Source organism: Acinetobacter sp. YH12227, from assembly GCF_013417785.1.
Lineage (GTDB): Bacteria > Pseudomonadota > Gammaproteobacteria > Pseudomonadales > Moraxellaceae > Acinetobacter > Acinetobacter gandensis.
Map to the genome: position 1 here is coordinate 1 of NZ_VPDH01000070.1, position 17,331 is coordinate 17,331.

At 38.7% G+C, this 17,331-nt stretch carries 14 protein-coding genes; 11 read left to right on the forward strand and 3 right to left on the reverse strand.

Annotated elements, in window-relative coordinates:
- Positions 1 to 353 precede the first annotated feature (353 nt).
- Positions 354 to 1,316, reverse strand: a complete 963-nt coding sequence (locus FTV09_RS13930; protein ID WP_005095842.1) for an IS30 family transposase — start codon at positions 1,314 to 1,316, stop codon at positions 354 to 356.
- Positions 1,317 to 1,727: 411 nt separating this feature from the next.
- Here FTV09_RS13930 and FTV09_RS13935 point away from each other — a divergent pair, with 411 nt between their 5' ends.
- On the forward strand, positions 1,728 to 2,285 hold the full coding sequence (locus tag FTV09_RS13935; RefSeq protein ID WP_180058665.1) for a GNAT family N-acetyltransferase: 558 nt from the start codon (positions 1,728 to 1,730) through the stop codon (positions 2,283 to 2,285).
- Between the two features lie 255 nt (positions 2,286 to 2,540).
- Here the strand turns inward: FTV09_RS13935 and FTV09_RS13940 are convergent, their stop codons facing one another.
- Entirely contained in the window at positions 2,541 to 2,861 is a 321-nt protein-coding gene (locus tag FTV09_RS13940; protein WP_180058672.1) for a pyrimidine/purine nucleoside phosphorylase, read from the reverse strand.
- 734 nt (positions 2,862 to 3,595) lie between these two features.
- On the opposite strand from FTV09_RS13940, the gene FTV09_RS13945 reads away from it, so the two are divergent.
- The 10 genes from FTV09_RS13945 to FTV09_RS13990 all read left to right on the forward strand — a co-directional run bounded on the left by FTV09_RS13945 (position 3,596) and on the right by FTV09_RS13990 (position 16,173).
- Positions 3,596 to 4,468: a MetQ/NlpA family ABC transporter substrate-binding protein gene (locus tag FTV09_RS13945; RefSeq protein ID WP_067762569.1), complete on the forward strand. Its 873-nt coding sequence runs from the start codon at positions 3,596 to 3,598 to the stop codon at positions 4,466 to 4,468.
- 73 nt (positions 4,469 to 4,541) lie between these two features.
- A complete protein-coding gene (locus FTV09_RS13950; protein ID WP_180058666.1) occupies positions 4,542 to 5,567 on the forward strand; it encodes a methionine ABC transporter ATP-binding protein in 1,026 nt (341 codons plus the stop codon).
- Positions 5,564 to 6,259: a methionine ABC transporter permease gene (locus FTV09_RS13955; RefSeq protein ID WP_078193550.1), complete on the forward strand. Its 696-nt coding sequence runs from the start codon at positions 5,564 to 5,566 to the stop codon at positions 6,257 to 6,259. Before FTV09_RS13950 ends, FTV09_RS13955 begins: the two co-directional genes overlap by 4 nt.
- Before the next feature lie 244 nt (positions 6,260 to 6,503).
- On the forward strand, positions 6,504 to 6,923 hold the full coding sequence (locus FTV09_RS13960) for a hypothetical protein (RefSeq protein ID WP_180058667.1): 420 nt from the start codon (positions 6,504 to 6,506) through the stop codon (positions 6,921 to 6,923).
- Positions 6,924 to 7,029: 106 nt separating this feature from the next.
- Entirely contained in the window at positions 7,030 to 7,620 is a 591-nt protein-coding gene (locus tag FTV09_RS13965; RefSeq protein ID WP_257222899.1) for a hypothetical protein, read from the forward strand.
- Between the two features lie 129 nt (positions 7,621 to 7,749).
- The gene (dnaE, locus tag FTV09_RS13970) at positions 7,750 to 11,322 is read left to right on the forward strand and encodes a DNA polymerase III subunit alpha (protein WP_180058668.1); all 3,573 of its coding nucleotides are present in this window, start codon (positions 7,750 to 7,752) and stop codon (positions 11,320 to 11,322) included.
- A 53-nt stretch (positions 11,323 to 11,375) separates the two neighbouring features.
- Positions 11,376 to 12,218, forward strand: coding sequence for an RNA methyltransferase (locus tag FTV09_RS13975; protein WP_067762574.1), 843 nt, complete (start codon positions 11,376 to 11,378; stop codon positions 12,216 to 12,218).
- Positions 12,211 to 13,020 carry a serine O-acetyltransferase gene (cysE, locus tag FTV09_RS13980; protein WP_067762575.1) on the forward strand — a complete coding sequence of 270 codons (810 nt, stop codon included), beginning with the start codon at positions 12,211 to 12,213 and terminating at the stop codon, positions 13,018 to 13,020. The genes FTV09_RS13975 and cysE overlap by 8 nt, the downstream gene beginning before the upstream one ends.
- 106 nt (positions 13,021 to 13,126) lie before the next feature.
- Entirely contained in the window at positions 13,127 to 14,041 is a 915-nt protein-coding gene (locus tag FTV09_RS13985; protein WP_180058669.1) for an ABUW_2363 family tetratricopeptide repeat lipoprotein, read from the forward strand.
- A gap of 128 nt (positions 14,042 to 14,169) precedes the next feature.
- Positions 14,170 to 16,173 (forward strand): alpha/beta fold hydrolase, encoded by a 2,004-nt coding sequence (locus FTV09_RS13990; protein ID WP_180058670.1) that lies wholly within the window; start codon positions 14,170 to 14,172, stop codon positions 16,171 to 16,173.
- Between the two features lie 55 nt (positions 16,174 to 16,228).
- Here the strand turns inward: FTV09_RS13990 and FTV09_RS13995 are convergent, their stop codons facing one another.
- Positions 16,229 to 17,005, reverse strand: a complete 777-nt coding sequence (locus FTV09_RS13995; protein WP_180058671.1) for a TenA family transcriptional regulator — start codon at positions 17,003 to 17,005, stop codon at positions 16,229 to 16,231.
- Between the last annotated feature and the right edge of the window lie 326 nt (positions 17,006 to 17,331).

Below are 17,331 nucleotides of genomic sequence, written 5' to 3' on the forward strand. Positions count from 1 at the left end.
TGTTCCACTTTAGATATTTGTTTAAGATGAGATGTAACTCATTGAAATGTGTCATCATATTCGTCGTCAGAAAACAAGTATTATGCCATTATTTCAATGAGTTATCTTTTTTTGTCGTGTACAAAGATTTTTGATATCATACTTCTTAGTAACACCTCCCCCATATAGTAAATCACACAATAAAATAAATGGAGGTAGTATAACGTCCGCAACCTCTAGATCAGTATCTTTACCACTGCTTACTCAAATTGAAGATAAGGGATTATTATTTTCCTTTTATCTATGTACTCTTTCAGTGATAAATGATCATCATAGTACTCAAATGGGTAGTTATGCTTTATGTCAGGGCGGATTCAAGCGGCAAGTGCAACAGTATAAAAACCAGCCATAACTTCACTAGGCGTATACCAACCTAGTGTTTTTCTAGGACGATGGTTGAGTGCAAATTCTATCTGCTCTATTTGTTCGTTTGACACGTCATCAAACGATGATGATTTTGGCAGATATTGCCGGATTAAACCATTCGTATTTTCATTCCTTGCTCGTTGAATAGACTTGTAAGGATCAGCAAAATACGTATCTATGCCGGCATCAGTGATTCTTTTGTGTTCGGCAAATTCCTTACCATTATCAAAAGTAACACTATAAGCATGGCTCATCCGTAAACGATCTAATGCACAAGTAATCGTTTGAGAGGATGCTCTCGTTGGCCCTAAATGAACAATATGTACGTACAGGCTCTTTCGATCAACGAGAGTTAATAAAGCACCTTTATGATGTTTACCAATTACAGTGTCACCTTCGAAATCTCCTAAACGTTGTCGTTGATCAATGACCTGGTCTCGGCAATGAATACTTGTTTTATCAATGATTTGCCCCCTACGATCCGTGTTTTTGTAACCTCGTTTTCGATATTTCTTCTGATGCCTTAAATGTAGGTGGAGTTTACCGCCTTTTGATTTATCTTCATAAATGTACTGGTAAATCCACTCATGTGAAGGTACATCCAGCCAACCGCGTTGTGTTAAAGCGCCTAAAATTTGTTCTGGTGACCAGTCCAAGCCAATCAAGTAATCAATATAAGCGAAGGCAAATGCTGTCATGGGTGATGAAGGACGGTACCGTCTTTGACTTGCAAATTTCGCTGCCTGTTGAGCTCTATATCCACGTTGCCCAGTATTTCTTTTTAATTCACGGTAGATGGTTGATCGTGAACGCCCTAACTCCCGAGCAAGGCTAGCGATTGAACTTTTACTTTTCAAAGTAGCATAAATTTCGTATCTTTCATCTTGAGAAAGTTGGGTGTATTTCTTCATTGTGTGCTTTCCAATTGCGAGTTGAAAAAGTCCAATGATTCTACGAATACACCTAACTTTTTCAACTAACTACAAATGTGTCGCACTTGAGATTTGAATCTGCGCAGTTATTAAGATTGAATCAGGAGTACTAAAAAAGTGAATAAGAGCTTCATATAAATCTTCAAAAACTGTTGTTTTTCCTCGCCTAAGATTCTCTTGGCATAATGTGAGAAACTCATCCTCTGAAAATCTGTATCGCAACTCCATATTTACCCCTTGTCAACTAAATATAAGTAAAAGCCTATTAAGATTAGCTCATCAAATTACATCTTCGAAAAATACTATCTACTTATGTCAATTCCATCGTCATGTACACTATAAAATATTTACTTTAATCTCAGTTAACCCCTATACAAATTAATATTTAATATGCATATATTCATTCAAACCCCTCGCCTTATCCTCCGACAATGGCAAGACTCCGACACTGCTCCATTTATCAAAATGTGCGCAAATGACGAAGTTATGCGATATTTTCCTAAAAAACTCGACGCAACAGAAGCAACAGCCTTTCTAGAACGTATCCGTTCAGACATTGAAAAACGCGGTTGGGGCTTATTTGCGGTAGAACTCAAAGCGACTGGCGAATTTATTGGCTTTATTGGCTTACACGTTCATCCACCTGAGTTTGAACTAGCCGATGCCCCTGAAATTGGCTGGCGCTTACTGCCTCAATATTGGCATCAAGGCTATGCGACCGAAGGCGCAAAAGCAGTTCTTAAATACGCCTTTAGAAATCTAAGATTAGACAAAGTCATTTCATTTACAGCATGCATGAATACGCCATCTGAACGCGTCATGCAAAGAATTGGCATGGATAAAATACGTGAGTTTGAACATCCACGTGTACCTACTGGACATCCACTACAAACACATGTGCTGTATGAAAAGTTGCGTAGTGATTATTTGCACATCCCATTTTGTTGAAATAAAAGAAAAGTACTCAATACAGTTAGGAAGCACTATAAGCTAATGACATTAATGCAGACTATAGATTTGCAGTGTGTGCAACCTTAGGCGAAACACTTTTAAAAAAATAGATTTAGAGAATAAGAAAAAAGTCCCTTTTATTTGAGGGTGATCTAAGAACGTAAAGACATTGCTTAGTGTGCAATTGCTCATAGAATGCGTAAAGCATTTTTCAAAGAATATGAATATGAAAGACCCTTCAAATTTGGTGTTTTATTCAAAATGACATACATAGTCCACAACCTCTTTGGCTTGTAGCCTAAATATGCTCCCCTGACTAGCGGTAAAAGACTCACCTTCCCCATACAATCGATATGCACTTTCATCATCTATTTGTACGAGACATTGTCCGGAAACTATTTCCATGCGTTCATTCACATGTACTTCGAACACTAAAGGTTGTGGTGAAGGTAAGATGACACCTATTGTTTTTCTAGTCCCATCCTGCATATGCAAGACATGACTAATTGAACGACCACCATAATGTATCGTTGGTTTCTTAATCACAGAAACAAAATCAAACTGTCTAGACATACTCGATCTCATTTAAAATTTATTTAACTTTTACTCTTCTAACCCACTCAAACTTACAATTTAATGTCTAATTTTTATACATTATTTTGAAAATTTTCTAAATGTTTTTCCAAGGACTTTTTATAAAGCGTGCTATTTCATTTTTTAAAAAGCATCCAAACATTTATTGGGTCTAAACTAAAAATATCGTTCGCTACTAAGATAAGTTGAAATTGTTACATATTTACGAATCACTCAAGCAAAGCGATAAGTGGAGTTTTTGATGTACCAAACATTGAGCAATTGAGTAATCGCATTATTTCAGTTTTATATCCAATTTTCAGCTTTGCATTGTAGAAAATCTTATATAGCAGTTAAGGATATAAAACTAGAAGAAATTTCAAATTTAATAAACACAATATATTGTTTTTACGATTGTTTTAGAAGAATTCTAATTTTCTTAAGCATTAATTCATATAAATACACTCACTTTAATCACTATAATGCATAAAAAAAACTTGTTATGATTGCGCTAACTTTTTGATATCACTCATAGTTAAGCTCTTAGACTCTGAAAAACATAATAATTTTTCTTGCCAATAAAGTGACTTAATTATACTGATATCGCATTGCATCAAAATATGACCGTCTTTTATGATTGTCTTTAAAATCAGATGTAATGATTTAAACAGAATTAATCTCTCTATTCAGATTGATAAATTTAAAATGATGTTAAGTTTATCTGGGATGAACACATGAAAAAGCTCCTTGGTCTTGTTTTAGGTCTATCAGTTGGCTTGTCTGGCTGTGGTAAACAAGAAGCACCTGCAACTGATGCGACAAAATCAACAGATAATGCTGAAGTTCAAACAGTTACAATGGCATCTACAGGCTCTGATGCTGACATTTGGCGTTACATTGCTGGCCTTCCTGAAACCAAGGAAGCTGGCATCAAGCTTGAAGTGAAAAACTTCACTGATTACGTGTCTATGAACACCGCTGTAGCGAATAAAGAAATCGACGTGAATGCATTCCAATCTTATGCATACATGGTTGCATTTAACGACAACAATAAAGATAAAATTGCCCCACTTTCTACAACTTACTTAGAACCAATGGGTATCTATTCAAGCAAAGTTAAAAAGCTTGATGAGTTCAAAACTGGCGCAACAATTGCGATTCCAAACGATGGCGCAAACGAATCACGTGCATTGTTACTGCTTCAATCTGCTGGCTTAATCAAACTTAAAGCAGACTTTGATGACGTAAAAGGCACACCTGCTGATGTAACTGAAAACGCGAAAAAAATCGTGATCAAACCGATTCAAATGGCAACTGCTGTTCGTGTTAAAGATGAAGTAGATGCAATTGTTTTGGGTAATACCCTTGCAATGGAAGGTGGTTTAAATGTATTGAAAGATGCTGTGTACTATGAGCCAATCGATCAAAGTACAAAAATGAATGTGAACATTCTTGCTGTTGCAGCTGACCGTCAAAACGATCCTGTATTACAAAAAGTAGGAGCGCTTTACCATACCCCTGCAGTCAAAGCTTATATCGATGAACACTTCGGTGGTACTAAAATTGATGTAAATAAACCAACAAGCTACCTCACCGAAGCAAAATAGTAATATAATTTAGTCAAATAAACAGGCAAAGTTTACTTTGCCTGTTTTTTCATTTTTGAACTTTTTTGAAGCTATGATCCAATTTAAAAATATCTCCAAGCATTTTGAGCTTAAAGGCCAAACCGTTACAGCACTGGATCAGATTAATCTGGATATTCCAGATGGCTGTATTTTCGGTCTGATCGGCTATAGTGGTGCAGGCAAAAGTACCTTAATTCGTTTAATCAATTTGCTAGAGCGCCCGAGCGAAGGTCAAATTATTATTAATGATAAAGACTTTACTGCTTTAAATTCGAGCGAGCTTCGTCAAGAACGCACTAATATCGGTATGATTTTTCAGCATTTTAACTTGTTGCAAACCAAGACTGTTGCACAAAACATTGAAATGCCACTGAAATTATTAGGTGTATCAAAAACTGAACGTCAAAAGCGTTTAGATGAATTATTAGAATTTATTGACCTAAAACATAAAAAAGATGCCTATCCAGATGAATTATCTGGTGGACAAAAGCAACGTGTTGGTATTGCTCGTGCGCTCGCCAATCATCCTAAAATTTTACTTTGTGATGAAGCGACTTCTGCGCTTGATCCGCAAACCACAAAATCAGTTTTAGCCTTACTTAAAAAAATCAACCAAGAACAAGGTATCACCATTGTTATGGTGACCCATGAAATGGATGTCATTGAATCTGTTTGTGATTTTGTTGCCGTCATGGAACAAGGTAAAGTAATTGAACACGGCTCTACGCTAGAAATTTTTAGTAAGCCGCAACAAAACACCACCAAGAATTTTATTCAAACTGTATTGCAACAACAGTTACCAGTTAACATTTTAAATAACCTAGAAAATAAAAATCATAACAGTATCTATTGCTTAAAATTCCTCGGAAGTTCAGCACAAGAAACCGTGGTTCAATCGGTGATTAAACAGTTTGATATCAGCTTGAATATTTTATTTGCCAATATGACCGAAATTAACGGTGCAGTGATTGGACAAATGTTTGTTCAGCTATTGGGTGATGCAACCTTGATTCAACAATCAGTTGCTTTCCTTGAGCAAAATGGCGTTGAAGTGACACAAGCAGGAGTTCAGCCATGAGAGATTTAATTGTTCAATGGCTGACACAAATCACAGCGCCATTTTGGAAAAGCTCTCTTTCGATGGATCAGTTTGTCACTGCGCTACAAGAAACATTTCACATGGTATTCTTTGCCATGCTATTTGGCTGTATTTGGGGCTTTATTCAAGCAGTGATTTTATATGTATCACGCCCGCAAGGCATCTTGCCAAATCGCGTGATCTATCATGGCTTAAACCCAATTGTGAACGCGCTACGTTCATTGCCATTTATTATCTTACTCATTGCAGTGATTCCGCTAACTAAAGTCATTGTGGGTACTTCTATTGGTACATGGGCAGCAATTGTTCCACTGACCATCTATGTTGGCCCTTACATTGGCCGCTTAATTGAAACTTCACTGCTTGAAGTAAATGACGGTATTATTGAGTCTGCCCAGGCCATGGGTGCATCTCCTATGCAGATCATCACTAAATTTGTACTACCTGAGTCACGTAGTTCGCTCATTCTAAACTTAACGACTGCAACCATTAGCTTAATTGGCGCAACAGCCATGGCAGGTGCAGTCGGTGCAGGCGGTATTGGTGACCTGGCGATTTCTTATGGTTACCAACGTTTTGATAGTAGCGTCGTTATTATGACTGTGATTGTATTATTGATCTTGGTGCAAATCGTACAAAGTCTAGGTGACTGGTTATCGAAACTACGTTAAGGCTTTAAGCACGCGTTTTCATCATCTTATTGAATAAAACCCTCTACATGAGGGTTTTATTTTGTCGATATTATTTTATACTTTTAAAAATCTTGTAAAACTATAAGCGACACCCCCCTCTTCCTTATTAAATTATTTTAACCTTATGAATTACAAAATAAAAAAAGCCAATGTCCGCCAAGACTTTAATGGCTTATATATTTCTATACCTGCGAAAAAGAATCTATTTATGCTTCTGTTCTTCATGCTTTGGTTAATTGGTTGGGGCTTTGCTGAATACCATGCCGTGACTGATTTTATCAATGAAAACTATAAGATCGATACTTTTGAATTATTTTGGTTAGTTGGCTGGACAATCGGCGGGCTCTTTGTAATGAAAACCATCTTAGAAAACTTATTCGCTAAAGAACAGTTAGTGATTAAAGACCAGCAGCTCAGTATAAAAAATGCAATATTAGGTCTTGGCGTTTCAGAGCGCCTTGCTACACATCAAATTACAGAGATTAAACTTAATCCGTTTACTCCCCAAAATCCACAAGATAAAACTGGGAAAATTTTAATCATCACGCCTGAAAAAACTTTCAAATTTGCACAATCAATTAGCCTAGATGAAGCACAGTGTTTAATACAATTAATTAATCAATCAGCAGCTCCACAGAAGTAGCTCAAACTCAATAACAAATTTTGATCAATACACAACTAAATTCTAGAAAAGGATAGCTATGCGCTTCATTTATTCTCTATTTTCTGCACTAATGTTCAGCTCTACAATGAGCACGACAACCTTTGCATCCATTGCACATTATGATTATGTGACCAGCATTAAGGTGAATGATGTTGACTTAGCCTCACCCTTGCCTGCTGCAAAAGCAAATGCATTAATCAGCAAAAATCCAGTGAAGCTAAAATATGAATATTCAGAATGTACTGGTAATACAGAATTTCAAGTCTCATCAAAAGGTAAATTTCTTAAATTTGAAATTTACACTGAGGACAATCCTCAAATTAAAAATGATTCATTCTATAAAAATAAAAACAGCTTCGCTCAACTTGGCCAAACCAAAGGCGCTGTTTGGATGGAATGGGACAACGCCACGCAAATACGCGATAAAATTCAAATCGGTCAAAAAAACCTGACAAGCCAATATAACTTTCAACAATTTAAAAAAGACTTTCCCAAAAGTGCAAAATCAGCCAGCCAAAATGAAGTTGCTTATGTGATTTTGCTCTCACCAGCTCATGCCAAATCAGTGCTGAAAGAACCGCAAAACTATGATTTACCCTATATTGGCAGCCTAGCATTCAACTTTAAAAATGGCAAATTAACTGCCTTTTTAGTTAATCAAGGTATTGCTTGCTAAATAGTGATTGTCTTACAGCGTTTATTGATTAAACAGTGAATTTATAAAACACCATAAAGCCATGCAATAAACGCAAGTTTGATCTCAGAGCATGCTAAAATAATCAGCTGTTTTCGCAGGGACTCATCTATGCACTTTGTACATCTTGGTATTTTTACAGAATTTTCCGTTACTGAATCTATTGTACGTATACCTGATCTTGTAAAAGCTGCAGCCGCAGATGATATGCCTGCTTTAGCCATCACAGATTTATCCAACTTACACGCAGCGGTAAAGTTTTATCGTAAAGCGATGGATAAAGGTATTAAACCTATTTTAGGTTCTACCCTTCGCTTAAATGACGCAGAGCACAAAGTTACCCTGCTTTCTATGTCAAATAAAGGCTGGCGTAGCCTGACTGAGTTGGTTTCTGAAGGCTATATTTCAGGACAACAACTTGATATTCCATGTGTTCAAAAAGATTGGATTTTAAATCAGCACGAAGATTTAATTGTATTACTCGGCATGCATAGTGACGTGGGCAAGATGCTGTGCTCATCTAATCCACAAAAAGCTGAACCACTTTTAGCCGAATGGATTGAAAAGTTTGGCAATCGTGTTTATTTGTCATTAACACGTACTGACCGTCCTGGTGAAGAAGACTTCATTCATGAAGCAGTTCAGCTGGCTAAAAAATACAATATCGGTGTTGTTGCGCATAATGATGTGCATTTCATTACCAAAGAAGATTATGAAGCGCACGAAGCACGTGTTTGTATTGCAGATGGTTATGTACTAGGTGATAGCCGTCGCCCGAAAAACTACAGCCCTGAACAATACTTCAAAACTGCCGAGGAAATGACAGAGCTGTTTGCAGATATTCCAACTGCAATTGAAAATACTTATCACATCGCCCGTCGTTGTAACGTTTCGCTGCGTTTAGGCTTCCATGACTTACCGGATTATCCAATTCCTGAAGGTCATACCATTGATACCTATTTTGAGCACTTATCTCAAGTCGGTTTAGAAGAACGTCTAGCACATTTATACCCTGTAGAACAACGTGGCGATGATTGGCCTGAAATTCGTAAGCCTTATGATGAACGACTGGCCTATGAAGTCGGCATCATTCTGAGTATGCAATTCCCGGGTTACTTCTTAATTGTCATGGACTTCATTCAATGGTCTAAAGGCAACGGCGTACCGGTAGGCCCAGGCCGTGGTTCAGGTGCGGGTTCATTGGTTGCGTATAGCTTAAAAATTACCGACCTTGACCCACTTCGTTATGACCTACTGTTCGAACGTTTCTTAAACCCAGAACGTGTATCCATGCCCGACTTTGACGTCGATTTCTGTATCGCAGGTCGTGACCGTGTCATTGACTATGTGGCACGTACCTATGGTCGTGAAGCTGTATCACAGATTGCTACTTTCGGTACCATGGCGGCTAAAGGTGCAATTCGTGACGTTGCTCGTGTCTTAGGTAAATCCTATGGTTTGGCTGACCGTATTTCGAAAATGATTCCGACCAAACCTTTAGGTTTAACCTTAGAGGAGTCAATTGAAGCTGAACCACAACTTAAAGACATTGTGACCAATCCATCTAACCCAGATAACGACGATGCAGCCGAAATTTGGGAAATGGCATTAAAGCTTGAAGGGATTACGCGTAATACAGGTAAACATGCCGGTGGTGTCGTAATTGCACCAACCAAACTTACCGATTATTCAGCAGTATTATGTGACGCAGATGGGACAAACCGTGTTGCTCAATTTGACAAGGACGACGTAGAAGCTGCCGGCCTAGTTAAATTCGACTTCTTGGGCTTACGTAACTTAACAGTAATTGAAGATGCCATTAAGCATATTAATGCCCGTCCAGATATCACGACACCTGTCGACATTTCATTGATTCCACTGGATGATAAACCTGCGTATGCCGTGTTCGCTGATGCCAACACGACAGCGGTGTTCCAGTTTGAATCCGTCGGCATGAAAAAAATGCTGAAAGAGGCACGTCCTAGCAAATTCGAAGAAATTATTGCCTTCGTATCTTTATACCGTCCAGGCCCGATGGACCTGATTCCAGACTTTATCTTCCGTATGCACGGTGGTGAGTTTGAGTATTTACATCCCTTGCTGGAAAGCGTGTTAGAACCGACTTACGGCATTATGGTGTATCAGGAACAGGTAATGCAGGCTGCGCAGTTCTGTGCAGGCTATAGCTTGGGTGGTGCAGACTTACTTCGTCGTGCCATGGGTAAAAAGAAAGTCGAAGAAATGATTAAGCAACGTCAGACTTTTACTGACGGAGCTGCGCTCAAAGGCATTGATGCTGATACTGCCAACCATATCTTCGACTATATGGAAAAATTTGCAGGTTATGGTTTTAACAAATCACATGCGGCAGCCTATGCCCTTGTGGCCTATCAAACCGCATGGTTAAAAGCGCATTACCCAGCCGAGTTTATGGCAGCAGTCATGACCTCGGAAATGCAAAACACCGACAACGTGGTGTTCTTGATTGATGACTGTCGTATCAATGGATTAGAAGTTTTTCCACCTTCAGTCAATATGTCGCTATATAACTTCCATGCCAGCGACCCCAAAACCATTGTTTATGGTTTAGGCGCCATCAAAGGTGTCGGTGAAGCCGCAATGCAATCGGTGATTGATTCGCGCATTCAAGATGGCCCATATAAAGACCTATTCGATTTCTGTCACCGTATTGATCTGAAAAAAATCAATAAGCGAACTTTAGAAGCCCTCATTCGTGCAGGTGCACTAGATTGCTTAGGCATTGAACGTGCCGATTTGATGGCACAATTACCAGAAGCTGTACAAGCGGCTGACCAAGCCCGTACAAACCGTGAAACAGGGATGATGGATTTATTTGGTGAAGTTGAAGAAGTTCAGCGTAAACCTTCTAAACCTGTTAAACCGTGGTCAGATGAAGTACGTCTTAAAGGTGAAAAAGATACGCTTGGTTTATATCTGACTGGTCACCCGATTGATGTTTATCGCCCTGAACTTAAAGCTTTCGTTTCGCAGCGTATCAATGAACTCACCCCAACACGTCGTGGAGTAACCACTGTCTTTGCCGGCCTTGTGGTGGATGTGGCAAACTTCCCCAACCGTATGATGGTCACACTGGATGATGGTACAGCTCGTATTGAAGTTTCAGCCAACCATGAACGCTTTAACCGCTTTAAAGATATTTTACAAAATGAAAAAGTAGTGGTAATTGAGGGTGAAATTTACGAACGTGAAGGTTTTGATCGCCCAATGGGTCGTTTAACCAAAGCCTTCAGTTTGAATGAAATTCGCCAAAAGCGTGCCAATGCAATTCAAATTAAACTGACCTCAGATCATTTTAGTAAGACCCTTTCACGCGATATTCAAAATATCCTATTACCTTACTGCAATGTTGATATGTGTACGCATATTCCCATTCAACTTTATATCGACTATCCGTATGCTACAGCTGATATTCATTTAGGCCTAAATTGGAAAGTTGCACCATTGGATGAACTCCTATCCAAATTACGTGATTACTTTGGTAAAGAAGCGTTGCACATTGAGTATCATGTTAAATCCAAAGCAGCGAAAGCAGTGAGCTATGAACAAGCCTCTCAGCCCACTCAAGTACCGCCACCACCAGAAGGTATGAGCATGGATGACGCAATGGATTTATATCAAGCCGAAGTCGGACAATTTTCTTAAAGTTTAAATGCGTTTTTAAACTAATTTTTTAAATACATCATATTGGAATCAACATGAATCAAACTGACAATGCTGCAGTTTCAGCACATCTCTCCCATGTGCGTATTGTCATGGTGAATACAACTTTGCCAGCAAATATTGGTAGTGCATTACGTGCCATGAAAACCATGGGTCTTTCTAAACTTGTTTTGGTTGCGCCAAAAACTTATCCGCATCCAGACATTAATGCGCTCGCTGCTGGCGCAGTCGACTTAATTGATCAAATTGAAATCGTTGACACCCTAGAAGACGCAATTAAAGATTGTCATATTGTATTTGGTACGAGTGCACGTAGTCGCACTATTCCTTGGCCTTTACTTGATGCACGCCCTGCTGCGGAAATGTCACTCAAAGCCGTATCTGAAAGCAAACAAGAAGTAGCTGTCGTGTTTGGCCGTGAAGACCGCGGTTTAACCAATGAAGAATTGGCGATGGCCAACTACCATGTGACGATTCCAGTCAACACTGAATATGGCGTTTTGAACGTTGCGCAAGCTATTCAAGTGATTTGTTATGAAATGCGTATGGCAGCTCTTGGTTTAACAAAATTAACCAGCAACCCTGATGCAAATATGCATGTGACTAAAGACATCGATATGGAATGGGATGAACCTTTGGTCACCCATGAAATGATGGAGCAGTTCTACCCACATATTGAAAAAATGTTGGCAGAGATTGAATTTATGGATCCTAAAAATCCAAGATTGTTACCTTTGCGCTTGCGTCGTCTATTTGGACGTATACAATTAGATCGTATGGAATACCACTTATTACGTGGCATCTTTAGCCGAGTACAGGCTTTAAATAACGGAACATGGAAAAAATCAACAAAGAATGAGGATCAATCAAATGCTTAAACAGCTCAAAGAAGATATACAGGCTGTCTTCGCGCGCGATCCTGCTGCACGAAACACGCTCGAAGTCTTAACAACTTATCCAGGTATTCATGCTCTGATCATGCACCGCATGGCTCATGAACTTTGGAAAAAAGAGTGTAAAGGCTCAGCTCGCCTCTTGTCTTCTTTTAGTCGTTTTGCCACAGGCATTGAAATTCATCCGGGTGCAAAAATTGGTCGTCGTTTCTTCATCGACCACGGCATGGGTGTGGTTATTGGAGAGACAGCAGAAATTGGGGATGATGTAACTTTGTATCATGGTGTAACCCTTGGCGGGACTACGTGGAATAAAGGTAAACGTCATCCAACGTTGGCAGATGGTGTTGTGGTTGGTGCAGGTGCCAAAATTTTAGGGCCTTTTACCGTAGGTAAAAATGCCAAAGTCGGTTCAAATGCCGTTGTCACTAAAGAAGTACCACCTGATACGACTGCTGTAGGTAATCCAGCACGCTTTATTAGCAAAGATAAGCCAAAGGATGATGCTGAAACACGTCGTCGTGATTATGCTGAAAGTATTGGTTTCCAACCATATGCAGCGACACAAGATCAAACCGATCCAATGCTTGAAGGTATGCGTGTATTACTTGACCGCATTCAACAAAATGAAAAACGTATGAACAATTTATGTCAACGTTTATCACTCCTTGACCCAACCTTTAACAAACAGCAGTTAAACGAAAAACCATTTAGCCAAGAAGAGCTAAAAATCATTGAAGATGTGCGTCGCGAATGCGAAGCGCAAAGTTCACAATCTAAAGCTTAACCAAAAGCAATCACAATCAATAATGTGCGACTTGCATGTTGTTCAGAGATTTTTTAGACTGACCAACATGCACTTTTGTATAAAATAAATTAAATGGATGAACATTATGACGCTTAAGCCCTTGGCAGCTGCTTGTATTGCTTTAACTCTTGCCGCTTGTGGAAGCGCCCCAACTAAGAATAATGCACCTAAAGATGCAATGATCTTTGTAGAACCAGAACTTACACCTCCGTTCTATGCCCTTAACCCTTTTAACTACGATGCCCCACCTCCATTTGAATTAAATCTACAAAAAGCAGCGGCTCAACCTGTAACTAAAATGGTTGTGACAAGCCCGACTGACCCTTCTAAGAAACTCACACTTGAAGAAAACCGTTTGATCATTCCAACTGTTAACAGCAAAGAACGCTCTATGAAATTTGCTGCATTGGCAGGTGATAACGAAATTGATGTCACAGAAATTGATGACTTCTTACAATTGGTTGAAGGGAAAGCTCGTCACTACCCACCGCGTTTTGTACAACGTCAAGAACGTAAAGGTTTTGAGCTGAAACTTAAAGAAGTAACTCAACAGCTTGATACTTTAGCTTCAAAAGATAATGCTTCTTTTGACATCCTAGTGCGTGCATTCAAAGCGAGTGTTATGGCACGTAACCTAGATTTAGGTTCTGTGTATACCACCAAGTCTTTAACTTATGCTCAGCGCATTCTTAAAATTAACCAAGAAGATGCTGAAGCAAACTTCTGGTTTGGTTTTGGTCTCTCTGAAGGTGGCGGTCAACGTGAAGCGATTCCATATTTAGATAAAGCAATGAAAGCGGGTGTACAAGAAGCCTACCTGTCAGCTGCAAACAATTATATTGCGATGGAACAAAAAAAGAACGCGATTCAAGTCTTGAAAAACTATAAAGTAAAATACCCACAGGAAGGTGAAGTTGCTGATCGTTTAATTCAAGAAATTGAAAAGCAAGGCCGCTGGAACGTATGGCAAGTATTAAATCCACCTAAAGTTGCTTCTTAATCGTATTGATTTAGAAATTTCTTTTGAAAAAGACCGTTTTAACGGTCTTTTTTCATTTATGGCGAATTGAAAATCCTGACAATTATCGTATGATTTGAAAATATTCAAACTTATTTTGCGACCTACCTATGCAGCTAAATACTAAAACAATACTGCTCCTTGGAATCATGAGTACCAGCGTACTGAGTGGATGTCAGGTCGTCAGTGTCAAAAATCAGAAACTTAATGTTTCGATTGCCAATGAACGTGAAAGTATCTTATCTCGAAACAAACTCAGTGAAGCCAGTTTAAACGTCTTATCAATGACTGGCCGCGAAGCCAAAGCCTGTACTGAAAACCCACAAGCTTGCGTCGACGAATTACAACAAATTCCTCAAATTCAGGATGAACAATTGCTTGCAACCGCAAGTGAGCTGTATTTAGCCAAAGCTATCGAACTTGAATCATCTTCTGCTTGTAAAATTGGGTTATTAAGTAGTCATAAATCCGATGAAAAGAAAAAGCTTGAAGAAGCAAACTATAATCAATGTCTAGATAACCAATTAACCCTATTAGATAAGAGCATTCGCTATAGTTATGCCTATATGTTCAAAACGAAACGTGCACCTGCCGATCGTATCTTTGACAACAGACAGGTTCAAATTCGTGATTTTTACAACCAAGGCATTGCAAAATTAGTTAATAGCTACTCTCTTCGTTATAAACCTCAAGAAGCAACGCAGCGGATCACGGTTGGGCATACCACCTATCACATCAATTTTAGTCATTATCCAGAGCTGCAAAATCGTAAAATTGAGCAGTTGATGTCCACATATAACTTGAACTTTTCAGGCTTGCGCTCGATCACCCGTCGGGATGGTTTTGGCTCTGAGTTTTTAGTGGTTCTACCCGATGACAGTGCAAATCCATCAGAAAAATCAAAATATATTATCGACCCGCTTCACTTTAAATATCCGAATGGTGCTAATCCAAATATTCATCCAGCACGTTATCTTGCAGCGACATTTACGGCAGAACCTGTCAATGCAGGCTCAGTAGAACAAATTCTGAATAGTAAAGAATTTCAAATCAAAGCGTATGATCCCTACAAATATGAGCAAGTGAATATCGGTAATAAAAATTATGCGTTGGCAGCAAACTTTTCTGCACCTTATGGACTGTGGTTAGCGCAAAATAACCTCGGTAAATCAGCCTATTTATCATTGATTGACCGTGATGAAAAACTGACTATGCCGCATTTGTATATGTTAGAGCCCTACAATCCGAATAAAAAAGTCATCGTATTGGTACATGGTCTTGCTAGCAGTCCCGAAGCATGGATTCGATTAACCAACGATATTATGGGTGATTCTGTGCTGCGTGAGCACTATCAAGTATGGCAAGTATTCTATTCAACGAATATGCCAATTATTGAAAGTCGTTTCCAAATTTATTCAATATTGAATCAAACCTTTGACAAGGTTGCTGCTAATGCGCCTGCAAAAAAGGATGCTGTCTTGGTCGGCCATAGTATGGGCGGTATTATTGCCCGCTTATTAGTGAGTCAAGCAGATACCACGCAAGATGCTTTGAAAATGATGAATTCCCGCCAACTTGGCCAATATCGAAACATCCCTGTGGTCAAAAACCGCTTGGTAATGGATGATATACCAAACTTCAGTCGTGCGATTTTCCTTGCTGCCCCACACCGTGGAACTGCATTTGCAGACCGTTGGTTTACCAAAGCTGTACGTAAAATCATTAAACTTCCAGGTGCATTCTTATCGGCTATGGGGGATGTCATTACTCAAGAAGAAGACTTGAAAGATTTATTTAAAGAAATTGATCACGGTTTAATTCAAAATGGGCCAAGTGATTTAAGCCATCAATCCAAGTTTATTGCACTAACTGAAAATATCCAGCCGCGTAAAGGATTGAAGTTTCATTCAATTATGGGCAATAACACCAACAGTGATGACCTTAATATTATTAGTGATGATGTTGTACCTTATAGCAGTGCGCATTTGGATGGGGCAGTCTCTGAAAAAATTATTAAGGGTGGACATTCTATTCAAGAAACGCCTGAAGCCGTATTGGAGTTACGCCGAATCTTACGCTTACATTTAATCGAACTCGGTTTGTACAAGCCTTAAGTAAAAAAACCGCCTACATAGGCGGTTTTTTTAACACTAAATTTAATAACATTATTCAATCCCAACTTTTTTGTTGTGCATAGCATGCATCTAAGGCTAGTTCATAATAGGCCAAACCCTCTTTGGCCGTATCAAAGGCTTTTTGTTGCATAACAGGATCATGCTCGCATAAACGCTTAATGAGTTCCATCGCTTCATAAGGATGAATATCATCATAATGCGCATGAGCACGCAACCAAGCCAAACTCCGTTTATTAATATTCACGTCTGGATGTGACGTATAAGCCGAAATTCCGGCATACACTTTTGTGCTCCAATCACCTGTTGCCCACTCTATGGCCAAATTGGTTGCTGCCAAGCATTCGGCTAAATGACCACGTGTATTAATATTCCATAAAAAATGGTTAATCGCATTCATGGCTGCTGGAGGTTGCACACGATCAAGTTCATCTACACTTAGACCAAAACCTCCTGCCCAATCTCGGTACCAATTTAAATGACGCTCTTCAACCTTAATATTTTGTATCAACCAATTCCGTGTTTCGGTGACACCCAACTCGGAAAATTGAGTCGCTTTACTTAAGGCTAACCCCATAAAAGATGGAAAATGTGCCACCAAAGGATAAAAGTTTAATAAGGCAAAACGAAAGCTATTTAAAGTTAATTTTCCACTAGCCATATCTACAAAAAATGGGTGTTCACTAATTCTATTTTTATATGGTAATAAATTATCCCAAAATTGCTGTGACCATACTTGATGTGGGGTTATATGAAATTCCTCTCCATATACATTACGATTATCTTTTTTTATATTTTGTATTATCGATGTCATTTCGCCTTGCTGCCTATCTGACTATTCTCTTCATATTAAGTGAATATATTCCGAACACAATCCTTTTTTAAAGATCGTAGTTTCATATATTTATTATAATTCAAATTTAAATTTCACCATTCACATAATCATTATTTAAGATTTTTTACAAAGGCATAAAAGTGCTTGTTTTATTTTAAAATTTAATATATTTAATCATTAGATCTCTTGCATAAATCAAAAAACAACCAATTTAGTGATTATTTTTCGTACCGATCAATAAGCCATATTCGGTTATCATTGTTGCATGAACTACTCAAAAGTAAAAACATTGCCAAGCCAGCAGT